Source organism: Cytobacillus sp. NCCP-133, assembly GCF_026011715.1.
Taxonomy (GTDB): domain Bacteria; phylum Bacillota; class Bacilli; order Bacillales; family Cytobacillaceae; genus Cytobacillus.
In genome coordinates this window covers 137,456-155,240 of sequence record NZ_BRVM01000007.1, presented here as the reverse complement: position 1 = coordinate 155,240, position 17,785 = coordinate 137,456, and the positions used below count along the sequence as shown (strand labels likewise).

Sequence of the window (17,785 nt, the reverse complement as noted above, 5' to 3'; positions counted from 1 at the left end):
GAAATAAAAAGGAGAGATTCATATGGCAAACCTATTAACACGAATCAAAGATACAGTAATGGCAGATCTTCATGAAGCATTGGATAAAAAGGAGAAAAAGAATCCAATCGCGCTATTAAACCAATATCTTCGTGAATGTGAGCGTGAAACTGAAAAAGTCCGCAAGCTTTTGGAACGCCAAAATACATTGAAAGAGGAATTCACCCGTGAATATGAGCAGGCGAAGGAACTTTCCGGAAAGCGCAAGCGTCAGGCGGAAATCGCTTCCCAAGCAGGTGAGGAGGAACTCTATCAGTTTGCAGCCCAGGAACAATTGCAATATGAAGAGCGCGCAAATCGCTTAGAGAGCCTTCTGACCCAATCTATCCAGCAAATGGGTGATCTTGAAAGAAAATATGAGGAAATGAAGCATAAACTAAAAGATATGCACATCCGCCGCATGGAGCTGATGGGCCGAGAAAATATCACACATGCCAATCATCAAATGGAGAAGGTGCTTGAGAACAATAGTGATAAATCTTTCTCAAGGTTCAGGGAAATCGAATCCTATCTTGACCGTCTGGATCATCAGGTGAAAAGCTCATACCACAGCAGCACAATCGATGCGCGCATTGCACAGCTTGAAAAGGAACTTGAGAAGAAGACAGTCTAATCTTTAAATTGTGCCAAATGTAAGATAAACTTTAAAACCTGCCAGATAAACCTGTAGATGAGTTAGATAACAACTTGCTAGATAAACGGCAATGCCTGTAATATAACCTAATTATCATAAAAAGGCTGATTTGTAAATTTGTGTTTCCAACTAGATTTAATCAACCCTCAGAGTTTTTAAGCAAAAACAACTATAAAAGCCTGCCTGTATAAAATACTTTCAGAGAAAACGAAAACAGAGGTTGTACGATCTCTTTTTCCCGATAAAGATAAAAACTCATTCTATTTTATGAACAAAAGATGGTATTCTTAAAAGGCGTAGAGATGCTGCGCCTTTTCGGGCTTTTAACAGGAGAAGTACAGCTTCTTAGAATTGGCCAAACAACTTGGGAAAAGAATCATTCCAGACACAAAGAAGGGGGATGCCTCGTGAACGATAAAATGAAAAGCGATTATTTCAGCTGGCTTATAGTAGTGGGCATTGTCGTTCTCTTCATAGAGATTGCCTTTTTTAATAGTGGAGTGATTTTCTCTCTTCTAGTGCCAATTGGAATGGTGTATATTGGAAGAAAGAGGATGCCGCGAAGTTCAGGGAAATGGCTTTTTTGGCTAGGGCTCATTTTTCTGCTCATAACTGTATTTAACATGATGACGCTTAAATTTTTCCTGCTTGCCTTCCTGATTCACCTGCTGATTCAGTTTGCGCAATCCAAGAAAGAACCTAAGCAGATTAAGCCCGAGCTGAAGGAACCGGGCATCAGCCTTCAAAAAGAAACAATGATAAAAAAGGATCCCCTTTTTTCCAATATATTTGTCGGACAGCAAAAAACGCCTGAGCAAGTGTATGAATGGAATGATATTAACATCCAGACAGGAATTGGCAATACAATCGTTGATTTAAGTTATACCGTTATCCCCAAAGGAGAAACGGTCATCTTCATCCGTAACTTTATTGGAAATGTTAAGGTGCTGATACCGTACGATGTTGAAGTGAGTGTCAATCATTCATCCATAGCTGGAGCAGCTAAAATATTGGAATACGAAGAATCAAAACTTTTCAGCCAGTCTCTTCAGCTGCAGACTCCAGGCTATGAAAAGGCAGGGCAGCGCGTTAAGATATTCACCTCTTTAATTATTGGCGATATCGAGGTGAAACGTGTATGAGCATCGTCCAGCGGCAAATTGTCTGGGGAGCCAGCATGTCCCTCCTGATCCTAGGGGTCTTGACGGCTTCCTTTTTTACGATGTTTCCAGCGCCCGGCTGGGGGGATTTGTGGGAGACAGAAATACTTGATCTTCCCTTTATCGTATTTGTTCCCAGTGCGAGCCTGGCAATTGGATTAATTTTCGGATTCATGTCAGGTTTATATTGGCGCCGCAAGCTTTACACCGTGGATAGCATGCTTCATCAAATTGAAGAAGGGCGTCAGCTGCTGGATACTGATGAGTTGAACAGCGGGAGGGAACTGGAGACCATTGCAGCCAGGGTGGATAAAATTCAAAAGCATATAGCAGAGCAGGCAAAAATCTCGCAAAAGCTTGCGAATGAAAAAGCGGAGGATATTGAAAGCAGGATGCAGGAAATCGTCTCTCAGGAACGGAACAGACTGGCGCGTGAACTCCACGATTCCGTGAGCCAGCAGCTATTTGCAGCATCCATGATGATGTCTGCCATAATGGAAACACAGCAGGACACTGAAGGTAGACAGGCAAAGCAATTAAAGATGGTTGAAGAAATGATCCACCAATCACAGCTTGAAATGCGCGCCTTGCTCTTGCATTTGCGTCCGGCTGCATTGAAAGGAAAAACACTCCAGGAAGGAATTGAGGAGCTGCTTGTGGAATTGCTTCAAAAAGTTGCGCTGGAGATTAAATGGAAGGCGGAAAACTTCCCGCTGGATAAAGGAGTGGAAGACCACCTATTCCGGATTCTTCAGGAAGCTGTATCCAATACACTTCGCCATGCCAAATCGCATAGCATGGAAGTGCTGCTCATACGAAGAGATGATTATGCCATTCTCCGTGTGGCAGATGATGGAGTCGGCTTTGATGTGGAGGAAACAAAAGCTGGTTCCTACGGTCTGCAAAATATGTATGAACGTGCTGCGGAAGTCGGAGGCAGCATGAAAATTATCAGTGTAAAAAATAAAGGAACACGCCTTGAAGTGAAAGTTCCGATTATGTAAAACTGTCTGCTGCGGCAAGAGAGGGTGTGGCTAATGATTAAAGTTTTATTTGTCGATGACCATGAAATGGTCCGAATAGGAGTGTCATCTTATTTGACCGCACAGCCTGATATTGAGGTCATTGGAGAGGCGGATAACGGGAAAACTGCAATTGATATGGCACTGGAATTGCGTCCGGATATTATTCTGATGGATCTCGTCATGAAGGAAATGGATGGAATTGAAGCGACGAGAAAGATCATCGAGCAGTGGCCTGAAGCGAAGGTAATTATTGTGACTAGCTTCCTTGATGATGAAAAAGTCTATCCGGCACTTGAAGCAGGGGCCACAAGCTATATGCTGAAAACTTCCAAAGCGAGTGAGATAGCTGATGCAGTCCGAAACACCTACCATGGCCAATCTGTTCTGGAGCCCGAAGTGACCGGAAAAATGATGGTGAAAATGAGACAAAAAAACCAGCATCTGCCCCATGAGGAATTAACCAGCCGTGAAATGGAAATTCTCCTCTTAATGACAGAAGGGAAAACGAACCAGGAAATCGCTGATGAGCTGTTCATTGCCTTAAAGACAGTAAAGACACATGTGAGCAACATTCTAAGCAAGCTTCAGGTTCAAGATCGGACACAGGCTGTTATTTATGCCTTTAAGCACTCGCTAGTTGAATAGGAGTTGAAAGAGCTAATCAAGATTAGCTCTTTTTATTTTGCCCTGAGGATCGCACGATTAAAAATGATGATTCGAATTGTATATAGAAGGGTAACAATAAAACAAACTAAAAATGGCGGTGATAATATGTCAGTGATAGCGTTACTAAAAAAAGGGAATAAATCTTCCGGAATGGCCGCTCTCGGAAATACGGCTTTGACTATTGCCAAGGGGGTAGCGGCAATGATAAGCGGAAGCGGGGCAATGCTTGCCACAACCCTTCACTCCCTGGCGGATGCCCTGAACCAGGGATTTGTCTTCTTTGGCAGTGCACTTGCTGAAAAGGAGCCAACCAAGAGGTTTCCAACCGGATTCGGGAGGGTCATTAACTTATTTGTTCTGATAGCGGTTATTGTTATTTCCATCATGGCCTACGAAACCTTACATAAAGGCTGGGAACTGATTCAGCATCCGAAAGAATCGACAGATCTCTGGCTTAATGTAGGTGTTATGGTATTGGCGGTTTTGGTAGATGGCTTTATTTTAGTGAAGGCAATGAAAGAAATTGCCCATGAAACCAGAACTCCGGTCAAAGGCCTGGGAGTAGTACCCGTTGCATTTAAAAATGTCGGACTTGCTACTCCTCCAACACGGCTTGTTTTTTATGAAGATATTATTGCTACATTTGGTGCGCTTCTGGCCCTCATATTCATTCTCATTGCCCACTTTACTGGCCTATATTTTCTCGATGGTGTCGGAACCCTTCTGATTGGACTCCTGTTAGTCGGTATTGCCATCAAGATCGGTTTTGAAAATACATTAGGCTTAATCGGCGTGGCAGCACCAAAGGATATCGAGGACCGGATTGCGAAAATTATCCTGGATGACCCTCAAGTTGTGGACATCAAACAGCTTAGACTCATCCAAGAAGGAAGAAGATACCATGTGGAAGGCTATATCGAGCTTGTAGAAGGACTGACACTTGCAATAGCAGATGATATAAAAATTGGCGTAAGAAATGATCTGCTCGATGACCCTGACATAAGTGATGTCACCATCGGAATATTGGAAACAGACAAAATCCAGACATGGAAACAGTAAAGAGAAGGAAGCCTCATAGATAGGCTTCCTTTTTATGATATCAGAATTTACTTCCTTTTGAACTTAGATAACTGTCTAGCTCCAGGCGCCTTGCGCTTTTCTTATAGAGTAACAAAGTATATCCCCAGCATTATTACAATTTTTATGCGGGGGTGTGAGTGTAAACACATGTGAGTATATTATGCATAAATATGAATTTTTATAAAAAAATTTCAAAGATATCTTCCCATTACCGTTTAATTATTGTATAGTGTTATACAAATCTGAATAATTATTTTAATCTGAATAAACGAATATAATAAACCTTTTATATCAGGATTTTCCTAGATGGAAGTCTATTTAAAAATGAGTAATTTATTGGAGGGATGAAATGAACAGTTTTTTTATGGACTGGAATTGTGAAAAGGAAGTGATATCTTCAATGGAAGAAGATATTATGGTGACCAATTCAGAAGGCATAATTATAAAAGTCAGTAAAGGAAGCGGCAGCCACTACGGAGTTGATCCGGAATCTCTATTGGGGGAATCAGTGTACGAGCTTGAGAGGAAAGGAGTTTTCAAGCCTGCCATTACGCCTGAAGTGTTAAAGAAAAAGAAGAAAGTCATATTGGTCCAGAAGGCGGGGGCTGGTAAAAAGATATTGATAACAGGCATTCCCGTATTTAATGAAACAGGCAAAATTGAGTATATTGTCAGTTATTCCTATGATGTTTCGGAACTGCTCGTCATAAAAGAATACCTGAACAGTGTTGAGGAAGAAATGGCAAGGGTTAAGAGCGAGCTTGACCTTTTACGCAATAAGAGCATCAAAATGGACGGAATCATTGCTGATAGCCAGGCAATGAAAAATATTGCTGATACGATCGGAAGAATTCGGGATGTTGATGTGACAGTCCTGCTCCTAGGAGAATCAGGTGTGGGAAAATCAGCTCTTGCCAAATGGATTCATCAAAACAGCAATCGAAAGGACGGCCCTTTTATAGAGGTTAATTGCAGCGCCATTCCTGAATCGATCTTTGAGGCTGAGTTTTTTGGCTATGAAGGCGGTGCTTTTACAGGTGCAAAGAATAAAGGGAAAATGGGTTTTGCTGACTTGGCAAAGGATGGAACCCTGTTTTTAGATGAAATTGGAGAACTGTCGGCGCATCTTCAGGCAAAACTGCTGAAATTTATACAAGACAAGAAGTTTTATAGAGTTGGTGGAACTAAGCTTGTAAACGCTGATTTTCGCCTGCTTGCTGCTACAAATAGGGATCTTGAGAAAGCGGTTGAAACAAAGGAGTTTAGGCAGGATTTGTTCTTTCGCCTGAATGTCGTGCCGCTAAAAATTCCGCCGTTGAGGGAAAGAAAAGAAGATTTGATTGCTTTGATCCATTATTTTCTTCACTCCATTTCAAAGCGCCATAACCGTATTCGGGAGCTTGATAAAGGGCTGATAGAACATCTTCTTCAGCTTGAGTGGAAAGGGAATGTAAGGGAACTTGAAAATCTAATGGAGCGCCTTATTGTGACAAGCAGGGATTGGGTGATCACAAAAGAGGATTTGCCGTATGAATACCATATACAGGGAAAAAGTGAAGACTTTATTCAACTCGAAGGGCAATCGCTGCCAGCCATACTGGGGGAGATCGAGAAAAAAGTTTTAATGAATGCTAAGAATCGTTATCGAACGACTACAGAAATAGCCAGAGCCTTGGGCATTAGCCAGCCCTCAGTAGTGAGAAAATTAAAAAAATATGATTTTTAATACATACTTTGGCATGAATATTGCATTATTGATTCATATAGAAGCAATAGTTTATTACATCCATGCAAGATTCAGGAGGGAAAAAGAATGAACGGAGAAAACTGGGGTCATCTTGTTGGAAATATCGCGAATTTATTGGCGCCAAGCATGGCAAAAGACCACCCGAATTTACCGGTAGTGAAAGCGGAAGGCTGTTATTACTACGGTGCGGACGGGAGGGAATACCTTGATTTCACATCTGGAATTGCCGTTGAAAATGTCGGCCATCGCCATCCGAAAGTTGTACAGGCTATTAAGGACAGCGCGGATCATCTTGTTCATGGTCCATCAGGAGTTATCATCTATGAATCCATTTTGCGGCTAGCTGACGAACTGGGAAAAATCACGCCGGGAAACCTGGATTGCTTTTTCTTTGCAAACAGCGGAACAGAGGCAATTGAAGGAGCTATTAAGCTCGCAAAATATGTGACAAAAAGGCCTTATGCTGTATCCTTCACTGGCTGTTTCCACGGTCGCTCGATGGGGGCATTAAGTGTCTCTACATCCAAGAGCAAATACCGGAAGTACCAGCAGCCTTCGTGGCTGACCTATCAGCTTCCATATGCAAATGGGAAGGATTGCCCGCACGGGGAAGACCCTGAAGAGTATTTCCCTAGAAAACTCGAAAAAGATGTTGAGACTCTATTCAATCATCAGGTGGATCCGGAAGAGGTTGCCTGCATGATTATTGAACCGGTTCTGGGAGAAGGCGGCTACATTATCCCGCCGAAACAATGGATGAAAAAAATCAGGGAAATCTGTGACCGGCACGGTATCCTGCTGATTTTTGATGAAGTGCAGACCGGATTTGGCCGTACAGGGGATTGGTTTGCAGCACAGGCATTTGAGGTGGTACCAGATATTATGGCGATTGCGAAAGGGATTGCAGCCGGTCTCCCGCTCAGCGCGACAGTCGCTTCTAAAGAGCTGATGGAAAAATGGCCTCTGGGCGCCCACGGAACAACTTTCGGCGGAAATCCGATTGCTTGCTCCGCAGCATTGGCATCCCTGGAAGTATTAAAGAGTGAAAACCTGCTGGAAAATGCGAAAAATATGGGGGATTATGCCCTAAAGAAATTGAATGAGCTAAAAACCAAGCATCCAGCAATAGGAAGTGTAAGAGGATTAGGTTTGATGATCGGCATCGAAATCATCGATCCACGCACAGGAAATCCAGATGGCAATGGGGTAATGGATATCCTGAATAGTTCGCTTGATAGGGGAGTTCTCTTCTATCTATGCGGAAACTCTGGCGAAGTGATTCGGATGATTCCGCCGCTTGTTGTGACAAAAGAGCAAATTGACAAAGGTTTAGAAGTTTTAGATGAAGCACTGACAGAGCATGAAGCTGTTGCTGCCAAATAAAAAGGGGGAATGAGAATGAAGGCTGAGACAAGAGTAAAACCGCAGGCCGTCACAGGCGAATATTGGAAGTTTATTATTCCGTCATTGATAGGAACGCTGTTATTCCTCGTTCCGGTTAAGTTTCAGGGCGATGTTACAATTGGAGTTGGAATTTTAGCCTCCCTATTAAGTAAAGCATTCAGCGAGCAGATGCCGGCTTTTATTATTTTTATTCTCGGTTTATCCGCAGTTCTTTCCATTCTGGCGAAAGTGGCCAAGCCGGCATTTATTATGGAAAACAAATTCCTGAAAGGGTTATTCGATACAGGGAAACTTGGTTTAACGATGAGATTGCTTGGTTTCGCAGTCGGTTTGATGACCATACTGGAAGCTGGGCCGGAATTTATCTGGAATAGAAATACAGGTGGTGTGGTTCTTTATGATTTGGCTCCGGTCCTGCTAACATGGTTCCTATTTGCAGGCATTCTTCTTCCGTTATTAGTGGAGTTCGGATTAATGGAGTTTATCGGGGCGCTAGTCCAAAAATTTATGAGGCCGCTGTTTACCTTGCCTGGCCGTTCTTCCATCGATACTTTGGCTTCCTGGATGGGAGCAGGAACCGTTGGAGTATTAGTGACAACAAAGCAATATGATGAGGGCTTTTATACGAAAAGAGAAGCGGCTGTTATCGCAACCACGTTTTCTATTGCCTCTGTTGCTTTTAGCTTAGTGGTAGCAAATGTTGTAGGGCTCGGCCATTTATTCATTCCTTTTTACTTAACAGTTTCAGCTGCTTGTATTGTGGCTGCATTGATCATGCCAAGAATTCCGCCTCTATCAAGAAAGCCTGACACTTATTATGAACCTGTAGGACAGAAAATTGATGAAACGATTCCAGAAGGTGTTTCGAATTTGAAGTGGGGATGGCAGCAAGCAATCGAAAAAGCCAAGAATGCACCAGGCCCAAGGAAGCTTCTGTTAAGCGGAGTGGAAACCGTTTTGGATATTTGGATGGGATTGATTCCTTTGGTCATGAGCCTGGGAGCAGCCGCTTTAATCATTGCCGAATATACACCTGTTTTCCAGTTTATTTCGTACCCGCTCATTCCAATTCTTGAGTTCATGCAGCTGCCTGAAGCAGGAGCAGCCGCCCAAACCATGCTGGTTGGATTTGCTGACATGTTTTTGCCTGCAGTTATTGGAAGCGGGATTGAAAGCGAGTTAACGAGATTCGTAGTAGCAGGGCTGTCATTAACACAGCTGGTCTATATGTCAGAAATCGGCATTTTGATACTGCGCTCCAATATCCCGTTAAGCTTTACAGATTTATTCATTATTTTTATTGAAAGAACCATCATTACGTTACCGATTATTGTGCTGCTTGCGCACGTATTCGTTTTTTAATAGGAAAGGAGGAGGCTGCAACTATAGCTGCCTCCTTTTCCTATTTTAGAATAAATCTTTTTAAACTTAGATAACTAATATTATCCGGACATGTCTCATATCTTATATAGAATCTGCAGTATAAGGAGAGGCGAAATGAGTAAATTCTTCAAAGGGGTAGTTTTGCTGGCGCTGGCTGCATTTGCCAGCGAGTGCATAGAGTTTGTGGTAAACATGGTGCTCGCCCGGGAGCTGGGTGAGAGAGGGCTCGGCATGTATATGTCGATTTTGCCCACCATCTTCCTGATTGTTCTTTTAGCAAGCTTCGAGCTGCCCATCTCCATATCCAAGTTTATTGCTGAAAAGGATAATAAATATCATTTAAGTATGCTTAACCATGTGATCAAACTGACAACTCTATTTACAGCTGTTCTTGTGCCGATTGCAGCATCGATTATACCGTTTATCTCTGTTTTTAACGAGTATCATCCTCTATTAAGATGGATTGTGATCGGCTTTATACCGATTGTTTCATTCTCTTCGATTGCCAGAGGCTTTTTTATGGGCAAGCATCAAATGGGGAAAATTGCAGCTTCCAATTTCCTTCGCAAAGCTGTGCAGGTTTTGCTGCTGGTTGTGCTGTATCAGGTCTTCCAGTTTGATACAAATACTGCGGTTTTGATTGCATTTTGCACATTCGTAGGGAGCGAGATTGTTGTATTTCTTTATTTGGTCCATATGTTTATCATTCAGTATCAGCGTGTTAGGAAAGAGCCATCTCAATTTATAAGCGGAAAAAGCGTGAGGCATAGTTTGATATCTGTTTCAGTGCCGACTACCGCTTTAAGGGTTTTTCATGCTCTGACTCATGCTGTTCAGCCCTTTCTAATAAAAGGGGCACTCCTAAAAGCAGGAGTGCCAGGGGAAATAGCGACAGAGCATTTTGGGATGCTGGCAGGTGTAGCCATGACGATAGGCTTCTTTCCGTCATTTATTGCCCATTCGTTTTTAATCATGCTGATTCCAACTGTCTCGAAAGAATTTGCCGATAAAAATCTGGAGGAATTGCGCAGGCTTTTGCAGCAGGTATTCTTTGTTACCTTCTTGTATGGGGTCCCGTCTGTAGGACTTTTCTGCTTGTTCGCCAGGCCGCTAACGGAGGTATTTTTCCATTCAACAGATGCAGCCATATACCTGCAGATGCTATGGCCATTCTTTCTGCTCCATTTTTTCATTATCCCGATGCAAGCCTATTTAATTGGTATGGGGCTGATGAAAGATGCCTTTTATCATTCCGTGTGGTCTACGATCGTTTCTTTCACAGCCATATTCCTTCTGGGTTCACTGCACAGTCTTCAGATGGACGGTATTATCATGGGCATGAATATGGGTGCTGTTCTGCTTGCTATGATGCATTATGTGACCGTTTGCCGGAAAATCGGTTTGACCTTGTACCTTTCGCCTGCAAAGCAGTTTAATTAAAGATTTTTATTTAGAAAACAGAGAAAAAGCATTTGCCCATCAGCAGATGCTTTTATTTTTGCTGGTATTCAATTGGGCCAAACTTTTCTTCAATCGCATTTTCATCTCCATATATGATGATATGGTCGCCTTCTTGTATTACTGTAACCAGCCGATCTTTTCTTATTTTTAAGTCGCCTCTTTGGATATATAAAACAAGGATATCTGCATCCTCTTCAATAATATTTCTAAGCTCTTTTCCAATAAATTGGCATGATTCATCAATGAAATAATCCAATATTTGATCACTTTCATCTGTCAAGAGAGCATCCCGGATTGGCAAATCGCGAAAATCAAAATGTTCTTCCAGCTCATGTTCGAGCTTTTCGGAAAGAAAACTTTTTATTTGAGGCATTTTTAACATGAAAATAATAATGATGAGAACGACTGCTGCGATCGAAATTTTTGTTGTATAAAATTCATCGGAAAGCAGATTGCTTATAGCCGAAATGATTACTGCCAGTGAGAAGGCTCCAAATAATATCAAGAAGGCGCCTAATCTCCTGCGTATGGGGTGGTCAATAATCAGCTCAGATTCACCTGTAGTAAAGCCGGTACCAGTCAGCATGCTGATAACCTGGAAGCGGGCTACATGCTTATCCAGTCCAGTATAGCTAAAAAGCAAGGAATTTATTTCAATTACAGCCAGAACGATTCCCAAATAAATAAGGATAAAAAGTACACCCATCTCTATTCCTCCGATTGGTCCTGTTATATAAAAAACCTAAGGAAGCTTATCCTTAGGTCATTGCTGAACTTTTTCATTATAGTAATTTACAGAATACATGGCGCCTTCATCAACCATTTTATTGTCTTCTATATTATGTGGATCCGGATGTCCCAATTTTTCAGTTGGGACTGTGTCGTTTAAAAAACGGTCAGGAATCATGCCCTTCATTTTCACGGCAAGGGACTGAACCTTGAATCTATTATTCTTGCTGGCCAATAACAAGATACTTGCAATGCCAACACCGGCTAAAAGATAGGGATTGAACGGACGAGAATTCAACATTTTACTCCTCCTCATAAACTTAAAATGGGTCTATCTTGCTCTATATTTACCCGATCAGTTGAAGTGAAAACATTTTGGCCTCTAAATATCATTTCCAGTTTAAGAAAAAATTACTCTTTCTATTAGGTTTTATTGAGTATAAGGATAGGGAATTATAAATTTAGTAGAATTATGCTCCGACTGAAAGGGAGATGGAGATGGAGAAAGAATATAGAGAAAACAATTGGAAATGGTATCGTTATGACCATACCAATGAAATTGATAAGTCTTTTAACAATGATTATAAGAATGCGCTATTGCATTGGGCTAAAAATACTTCTGATAATAAAACCAATTTAATGAAAATGAATACAACACTCCAGGGCAAAGAGTATATGAGCGGATCGCTTATTTATCAGCAAACCATAGATGATCAAAACGAAAATAAGTTATTTCATTATTTTCTGGCCAGAGATTTTTTAGTGACAATTAACTTTAATTCAACTGTTATTGAATCAGTTGATGAAAAGTCTTTGCTTAAAAAAATGGATTATACCCAAAATGCCATTGAAGGTTTTTTTGTTTTATTAGGTGAAGTACTGAGTGAAAGTATTACAAAGATAGACAAATTTGAACTTCGATTGAATGATTTATTATGGAAAGTAAAGAAAAAGAACAGCATCGAAATTTTAGAAGAAATTTATCAGCTTAGACATGAGCTTCTTGTTTGGAAGAATTTAATTATCCCTGTAAAAGAGATTAAATTGGGGATTGAAGAAGCCTTTGGAGAGGGCGTTAGCAAAGAAATTGAATTTAAGAGGACATGTAAAAGAATTGAAAGGGGCGATACACTAATTCGAGAATATCAGCAGGAAATTGATACTCTTGTAAACTTTGAGGAAATCGTCTCCCACCACAGAGGAAATGAGATCGTAAAAACCCTGACAGTAATTACAACATTAATGACACCAGTAGCATCATGGGGAGCCCTGTGGGGCATGAACTTCAAATATATGCCTGAACTAGACTGGAAGATTGGTTATCCCCTGTCACTCTTAATAATTATCGGCTCAACAGCAGCCCTCTATATCATGCTTATTAAAAAAGGCTGGATGGGTGATATATTAAGGGGGAAAAAGAAGAACTCTTTTTTCAAATAAACAAGAGTGCCGTCAAAAAGTGGCACTCTTTTCTGTGTTTTGCAATATATAGTCCAGTGTTTCCCTAATCCCATCCGCATAGGCTGTTTTAGGAATGGAGCCTATGCGGTTTTCGTATTTGCTGCCCTCAAGAATAACAGGCGTTTCATTCAGATACATCAATTCCGCATATTCCCTCATCATCGGATCAAAGATGCCAATGGCACAGATCATCCACTTATGGACAGGGTGAAAGGAGACCTTTTTATTAAGATGCCGGGCGGCAATATGGGCAATTTCTTGACCCGTAATCGTTCCTGCCCCGGGCATATTCCATGTCTCGCCATATGCCTCTTCATTTAAAGCAAGCTCTGTTAATGCCTTTGCTCCATCTTTAATAAAAATATATTCTCTGGCTATATCGGTTTTACCGACAAATAAGCCTCTATTTTTATTAATAATTTGCTCGAAAGTGTAATGTAAAAGAGTGTTCCCTGCATGCGGACCGTAAAAGTCTGGAAAGTGGGCGATGATGTATGGGACAGCAGCACCCTTAATTTTCTCACTTAAAGTTTGGCGAAACTGGCCTTTTTTTGTGTGAGGATCCCTGTCTGCTGTTTCTGTGGCAGGCATGGTTTGAAAACCGTAGGAGTATATATTATCAACATAGATAAAAGGCTTTTTATGTTTGCGGCATACGTGCAGAATATTATCAAGGATGATAGACAATGCCGGTTCCCAGTTCTGGTAAGGGATATTGATCGCATGGAAAACGGCATCTGCTTCAGAAACCGCTTTTTCGATATCTGCTGGCTTCAGGGCATCTCCAGCAAAGATTTCCGCATTTGGACCCCATTCTTCTTTGTATTTAGTCAAGTTCTCTTCTGATCTAGCGAACGCGATCGTCCTGATATTTTTATGGCAAAGAGCCTCTGTCAGAGCATACCCCATACCGCCTGTAGCGCCAAGGACTGAAGCAGTTTTAATCATTTTAATCATCCTTTTCAGTTTTTATTGACCACTGTTCAAATAATGGCAAAACAAAAGAAATGAAGATTTCTATTTCTTTAGCTAATTGCTTTTATTAAAAAGTTTACGTGGGAAGCGGCAAGCTCTTTAACTTCATCAAAGCTGGTTTCTGATTTGCAATAATGCGTGACAAAACCGTGCATACTTAAAAATATTGACCATGTCTCCTTGATAGAAAGCGGTTTGGCAGAAAGCGAGTTAATTGATTGGGCAAATTGCAGATAGCTGTTGTTTGGTCCTTCTTGGAGGTAGCTTTTCACATCATTATCGCGTATCAAAAACATTAATTCATAATGCTTTTGGTGGGTTAGGCCAAACTCGATATAGCGGTAGAGAATGTTGTATAGCTTCTGTTCATTTGTGTCAGCAGATTCTGACAGGACGCTTTCAAGCACTTGATTAAGTTGCTGGAAATCGGCTTCAACCATTTCATAAAATAACTGTGCTTTATTTTTGAAATGATAATAGATGGCTCCGTGGCTGCAGTGGAGAATATCCGCAATTTTTCTCATGGATGCGGCTGAGTACCCTTCTTTGACAAACAAGTCACGGGCTACTGTGATAATCGCTACTTTTGTTAGTTCATCGTGTGCTGCTTTTCTGGGACTCATGAAATCACCTTTCGTTATTGAACACCGGTCAATAAAATTATATGCCGTTGGGGAAATATTTGGCAACTCTTTTTGATAATCATTCCAAATTATTTTTATTAACTGTCAGCTTTTGATATGCTTTAAGAAAAATATTTTTCAGGAGGAAAACACCATGAATGAAACAAAAACATGCAGAGAATCTTTTACAGTAAAAACCAGCATCGTCCTGCCCCCTGACACCAATACATACGGAACATTATTTGGTGGCAAGTTAATGGCTTATATTGATGATGTGGCTGCCATTGCCGCTATGCGTCATGGAAGAAACAATGTGGTCACAGCATCAACGGATTCAGTCGACTTCCTGCATCCTGTTTATGAAGGCAACTCGGTTTGCCTAGAGGCATTCGTAACTTATACAGGCCGGACATCCATGGAGATTTTCGTGAAAGTCATCGCAGAAGATTTGATTACTGGGGATCGAAATGTATGTGCCATGTCATTTTTGACGATGGTTGCTGTTGATGAAAACGGAAAGCCCACTCCGATACCAACAGTTGTACCTGAAACAGATGAAGAAAAAAACTTATATGAAACAGCGAAGGAGCGGGCGGAAATCCGTAAAAAGCGCAGGAAAGACAGTGAAGCCAGGGCGAAGAAATTCGGCACAGGCCTGCCTTGGTAGAAAAGGAGGAAAATATGGGTTCAAGAGTGATGCATGCTGTTATCTCAACGGAAATCGCATCAGATTGGAACTTGAAGACAAATTAGCCTTTGTATGGGGAGGAATAGCGCCTGACGCTGTTTCTCCCAAACAGCTTTCACATTTTTACAAAGGGAAGTCATCTATCGAAAAGGGGGATCATCGAGTTAAAGAAGTTTTTAATTGTAAAAAAATAACTCCTCATTTTTTCCTTGATATGTAATTTGAACCTTTTTATATACATGCCTTTAGTTTAATAGATTTAACTTTCAGAATATTAACTTAGAAAGCAGTTTTTTCTGCCTTCAGGAGGGAAAAAGGAATACCAAAAACAATAGGAGGGATTACAATGTCACAAAAAACAGTAAAGATTTAAAAGATGTTGTAAAAGAACAGCAGTCAGAGCAGGACATGCAGAAATCACTAAAAGATCAGGAACGAATGCCAGACCAGCAAAACCGTTTGAAGGACCCGGAAAATATGAGAAAGTAAATGTAAGGAAGAGGGCTGCCTATATGGCCCTCTTTTTTAGAGGAAAAAAGACATTCGTCCCGAATAATAAGGCAAAGGTTTGCCGATGATGAATATCATATAAAAAGGGGGACGGAAGATGGGCGTTTTATTTGGTTTAATCATTGCAACCCTGGTGTTTGCCTACGGAATTGACCGCAAACGCAAGAAGATAAACAACACATTGCAAAAGGGCATTAGCCCCAATGAAAAGCCTGGGGAGAGCACAAATTATACGATGGGCGACAACCATTATACCGGCGGCGGCCAATGATGAAGCATTGCTTTACAATGAGCAAGGCTTCTTTTTTTGCCGAATAATGCTTTCATCTCCTAAAAATGGGAAAAGCTAAGGGTGCAGGGTTTCTTTTGGTCATCAAACAGGGTATAAGAACTTCATATGTTATCTTTTTAGAGTTGGAGAAGTGGAAAATGAGAAGACGGAGAGTTGAATCAATATTTGTATTTATCTTGATCGCATCAACTTATACGCTATTTTTTACAGATGCCGGCACACTCATCAAAGCAGGTGCTGCCATTTTGTATGGGGCAGCTATTATAATTAGCGCCTATTCCATCATGCTTGAAAACCGCACTCCTCATCAGACTCTTTTATGGATGTATGTTCTCGTGTTCTTTCCGGTGTTTGGCTATTTGTTCTACTTGTTTTCCGGACAGCTTTATCTAAAAGGCTACCTTTTTAAAAGCAAAAGGAGCAGGGATCGGGATGAATGGAAAAGACTGATGAAGAGAGAGGATACTCCCGACATTACTTTTATGCAGGACAGCCAGCAGTGTTTTGCGAAGTTTGCAAATAACGTAGCGCTGACACCTTTAAGCGTCAATTCGAGGGCAAAGATTCTAAAAAACGGCGAGGAAACCTTTCATGAAATGAAAAAAAAGCTGCATGAGGCAGAAGAGTTTATTCACATAGAATATTATATTTTCCGGTCAGACCGGCTTGGAAAAGAAATTATCAATATTTTAATTGATAAAGCCAAACAGGGTGTACAAGTCCTCTTTATTTTTGATGCGGCAGGCAGCATGGGCATTTCCCTGGAGGATCTGCAATCAATGGAAGATGCAGGCATTAAAGTGAGGCCATTCTCTCCTTTGAAATATGGATTCTTCAACCAGAAATTCAACTTCCGCAATCACCGCAAGATTGTTGTCATTGATGGAAAGGTCGGCTTTGTAGGCGGCCTTAATGTCGGCATAGAATACTTGGGGGAAGACGAAAAAATTGGTTTCTGGCGTGATACACATATGGTTCTTAGAGGCGAGGCCGTTTACACGCTCCATACGGTATTTTTGCTGGATTGGGAGTATGTCAGCAAGGAAGAAGTGCTTGGGGAGTACAGAAATGTAAAGTATCCAATTGACGATGATGTCCTGGATGGAGCGGTTCAGGTGGTGGCGAGCGGGCCTGATACACAGCAGGGAATCATGAGTGATTTGTATTACTCCATGATCTCCTGTGCCACGAAATCCATATGGATTGCTACACCCTATTTTGTGCCTGATGAATCCATCCGAACAGCGTTGCGGGTTGCAGCAGCCAAAGGGGTGGAGGTGCGCATCCTGGTTCCGGAAGTGAACGACAGCTTTCTGACCCAGTACGCAAGCCGATCGTACTTCCCGGAGCTCCTGCGGTACGGAGTGGAAATCTATTCGTACAAAAAAGGATTTTTGCACCAGAAAATTATTATCGTTGATGGAATTCTCGCTTCAATTGGAACGGCCAATATGGATATGCGCAGTTTCCATCTCAACTTTGAAGTCAATGTTTTGCTATACGGCACAAGCTCCATTCGCGATCTTGTCGCCCATTATGAAGAGGACATGGAAGAGAGCGTTAAAATAAGCCCTGTTCAGTATTATAAACGGGGCTTTATCGAAAGATCGAAAGAATCATTCGCCCGGCTATTTTCAGGGGTGTTATAGAGGAATCCTTAAAGGTGCCTAATGTAAGGCTCCTTTTTTCATGGAGTTCAAAACTTTGCAAATAGAGGCCTCAGTCCTGCAAATAGACTGCCCGAATCTGCAATTAGGCAAGGGGAAAAGGCGAATAGACTGATCAATTTTGCAAATACTTTTGCCTAATCTGCAAATAGCTCAACCGCCAACTGCCAAAAGAACCATTTAGGTCTCCAGACCGAGGCACAATCATTTTCCTTATTGGTCAAAAAAGGAAATAGTCATA

Annotated in this window: 17 protein-coding genes; 13 read left to right on the top strand and 4 right to left on the bottom strand. The window is 41.4% G+C overall.

What is annotated here, in order from left to right:
* The first annotated feature begins 22 nt into the window (after positions 1-22).
* The 9 genes from NCCP133_RS10845 (at position 23) to NCCP133_RS10805 (ending at position 10,578) form a co-directional block, all read left to right on the top strand.
* Entirely contained in the window at positions 23-652 is a 630-nt protein-coding gene (locus NCCP133_RS10845; RefSeq protein ID WP_264804980.1) for a PspA/IM30 family protein, read from the top strand.
* A gap of 428 nt (positions 653-1,080) precedes the next feature.
* A complete protein-coding gene (gene liaF / locus NCCP133_RS10840; protein WP_264804979.1) occupies positions 1,081-1,815 on the top strand; it encodes a cell wall-active antibiotics response protein LiaF in 735 nt (244 codons plus the stop codon).
* Positions 1,812-2,837: a sensor histidine kinase gene (locus tag NCCP133_RS10835; RefSeq protein ID WP_264804978.1), complete on the top strand. Its 1,026-nt coding sequence runs from the start codon at positions 1,812-1,814 to the stop codon at positions 2,835-2,837. The genes liaF and NCCP133_RS10835 overlap by 4 nt, the downstream gene beginning before the upstream one ends.
* A gap of 33 nt (positions 2,838-2,870) precedes the next feature.
* A complete protein-coding gene (locus tag NCCP133_RS10830) occupies positions 2,871-3,503 on the top strand; it encodes a response regulator transcription factor (protein ID WP_264804977.1) in 633 nt (210 codons plus the stop codon).
* A 126-nt stretch (positions 3,504-3,629) separates the two neighbouring features.
* Complete coding sequence (locus NCCP133_RS10825) at positions 3,630-4,583, top strand: cation diffusion facilitator family transporter (protein ID WP_264804974.1); 954 nt, start codon at positions 3,630-3,632, stop codon at positions 4,581-4,583.
* A 370-nt stretch (positions 4,584-4,953) separates the two neighbouring features.
* Complete coding sequence (locus NCCP133_RS10820) at positions 4,954-6,330, top strand: sigma-54 interaction domain-containing protein (protein WP_264804973.1); 1,377 nt, start codon at positions 4,954-4,956, stop codon at positions 6,328-6,330.
* A gap of 87 nt (positions 6,331-6,417) precedes the next feature.
* On the top strand, positions 6,418-7,734 hold the full coding sequence (locus NCCP133_RS10815) for an aspartate aminotransferase family protein (protein ID WP_264804972.1): 1,317 nt from the start codon (positions 6,418-6,420) through the stop codon (positions 7,732-7,734).
* Between the two features lie 15 nt (positions 7,735-7,749).
* On the top strand, positions 7,750-9,117 hold the full coding sequence (locus tag NCCP133_RS10810; RefSeq protein WP_264804971.1) for a YjiH family protein: 1,368 nt from the start codon (positions 7,750-7,752) through the stop codon (positions 9,115-9,117).
* Between the two features lie 135 nt (positions 9,118-9,252).
* Positions 9,253-10,578: a polysaccharide biosynthesis protein gene (locus NCCP133_RS10805; RefSeq protein WP_264804970.1), complete on the top strand. Its 1,326-nt coding sequence runs from the start codon at positions 9,253-9,255 to the stop codon at positions 10,576-10,578.
* 52 nt (positions 10,579-10,630) lie between these two features.
* On the opposite strand, the gene NCCP133_RS10800 is transcribed toward NCCP133_RS10805, so the two are convergent.
* Both NCCP133_RS10800 and NCCP133_RS10795 read right to left on the bottom strand, forming a co-directional pair.
* A complete protein-coding gene (locus NCCP133_RS10800; RefSeq protein WP_264804969.1) occupies positions 10,631-11,305 on the bottom strand; it encodes a TrkA C-terminal domain-containing protein in 675 nt (224 codons plus the stop codon).
* 57 nt (positions 11,306-11,362) lie between these two features.
* Positions 11,363-11,626 (bottom strand): hypothetical protein, encoded by a 264-nt coding sequence (locus NCCP133_RS10795; RefSeq protein WP_264805016.1) that lies wholly within the window; start codon positions 11,624-11,626, stop codon positions 11,363-11,365.
* A gap of 200 nt (positions 11,627-11,826) precedes the next feature.
* Here NCCP133_RS10795 and NCCP133_RS10790 point away from each other — a divergent pair, with 200 nt between their 5' ends.
* Positions 11,827-12,768, top strand: a complete 942-nt coding sequence (locus NCCP133_RS10790; RefSeq protein ID WP_264804968.1) for a magnesium transporter CorA family protein — start codon at positions 11,827-11,829, stop codon at positions 12,766-12,768.
* 12 nt (positions 12,769-12,780) lie between these two features.
* Here the strand turns inward: NCCP133_RS10790 and NCCP133_RS10785 are convergent, their stop codons facing one another.
* Positions 12,781-13,737, bottom strand: coding sequence for an SDR family NAD(P)-dependent oxidoreductase (locus tag NCCP133_RS10785; protein WP_264804967.1), 957 nt, complete (start codon positions 13,735-13,737; stop codon positions 12,781-12,783).
* Between the two features lie 77 nt (positions 13,738-13,814).
* Positions 13,815-14,387, bottom strand: coding sequence for a TetR/AcrR family transcriptional regulator (locus NCCP133_RS10780; protein WP_264804965.1), 573 nt, complete (start codon positions 14,385-14,387; stop codon positions 13,815-13,817).
* A 154-nt stretch (positions 14,388-14,541) separates the two neighbouring features.
* Here NCCP133_RS10780 and NCCP133_RS10775 point away from each other — a divergent pair, with 154 nt between their 5' ends.
* The 3 genes from NCCP133_RS10775 (at position 14,542) to cls (ending at position 17,526) form a co-directional block, all read left to right on the top strand.
* Entirely contained in the window at positions 14,542-15,054 is a 513-nt protein-coding gene (locus NCCP133_RS10775; RefSeq protein ID WP_264804964.1) for an acyl-CoA thioesterase, read from the top strand.
* 628 nt (positions 15,055-15,682) lie between these two features.
* The gene (locus tag NCCP133_RS10770; RefSeq protein ID WP_264804963.1) at positions 15,683-15,856 is read left to right on the top strand and encodes a hypothetical protein; all 174 of its coding nucleotides are present in this window, start codon (positions 15,683-15,685) and stop codon (positions 15,854-15,856) included.
* Positions 15,857-16,014: 158 nt separating this feature from the next.
* Positions 16,015-17,526 carry a cardiolipin synthase gene (cls, locus tag NCCP133_RS10765; protein ID WP_264804962.1) on the top strand — a complete coding sequence of 504 codons (1,512 nt, stop codon included), beginning with the start codon at positions 16,015-16,017 and terminating at the stop codon, positions 17,524-17,526.
* The last annotated feature ends 259 nt before the right edge of the window (positions 17,527-17,785 follow it).

Excerpts from the sequence above, each read along its gene's own strand:
- cls (WP_264804962.1), top strand. The coding sequence starts at position 16,015 with ATGAGAAGACGGAGAGTTGAATCAATATTTGTATTTATCTTGATCGCA.
- NCCP133_RS10780 (WP_264804965.1), bottom strand. The coding sequence starts at position 14,387 with ATGAGTCCCAGAAAAGCAGCACACGATGAACTAACAAAAGTAGCGATT.
- NCCP133_RS10785 (WP_264804967.1), bottom strand. The coding sequence starts at position 13,737 with ATGATTAAAACTGCTTCAGTCCTTGGCGCTACAGGCGGTATGGGGTAT.
- NCCP133_RS10830 (WP_264804977.1), top strand. The coding sequence starts at position 2,871 with ATGATTAAAGTTTTATTTGTCGATGACCATGAAATGGTCCGAATAGGA.
- NCCP133_RS10815 (WP_264804972.1), top strand. The coding sequence starts at position 6,418 with ATGAACGGAGAAAACTGGGGTCATCTTGTTGGAAATATCGCGAATTTA.
- NCCP133_RS10790 (WP_264804968.1), top strand. The coding sequence starts at position 11,827 with ATGGAGAAAGAATATAGAGAAAACAATTGGAAATGGTATCGTTATGAC.
- NCCP133_RS10800 (WP_264804969.1), bottom strand. The coding sequence starts at position 11,305 with ATGGGTGTACTTTTTATCCTTATTTATTTGGGAATCGTTCTGGCTGTA.
- NCCP133_RS10805 (WP_264804970.1), top strand. The coding sequence starts at position 9,253 with ATGAGTAAATTCTTCAAAGGGGTAGTTTTGCTGGCGCTGGCTGCATTT.
- NCCP133_RS10770 (WP_264804963.1), top strand. The coding sequence starts at position 15,683 with ATGGGCGTTTTATTTGGTTTAATCATTGCAACCCTGGTGTTTGCCTAC.
- NCCP133_RS10810 (WP_264804971.1), top strand. The coding sequence starts at position 7,750 with ATGAAGGCTGAGACAAGAGTAAAACCGCAGGCCGTCACAGGCGAATAT.
- NCCP133_RS10835 (WP_264804978.1), top strand. The coding sequence starts at position 1,812 with ATGAGCATCGTCCAGCGGCAAATTGTCTGGGGAGCCAGCATGTCCCTC.
- NCCP133_RS10820 (WP_264804973.1), top strand. The coding sequence starts at position 4,954 with ATGAACAGTTTTTTTATGGACTGGAATTGTGAAAAGGAAGTGATATCT.
- NCCP133_RS10775 (WP_264804964.1), top strand. The coding sequence starts at position 14,542 with ATGAATGAAACAAAAACATGCAGAGAATCTTTTACAGTAAAAACCAGC.
- NCCP133_RS10825 (WP_264804974.1), top strand. The coding sequence starts at position 3,630 with ATGTCAGTGATAGCGTTACTAAAAAAAGGGAATAAATCTTCCGGAATG.
- NCCP133_RS10845 (WP_264804980.1), top strand. The coding sequence starts at position 23 with ATGGCAAACCTATTAACACGAATCAAAGATACAGTAATGGCAGATCTT.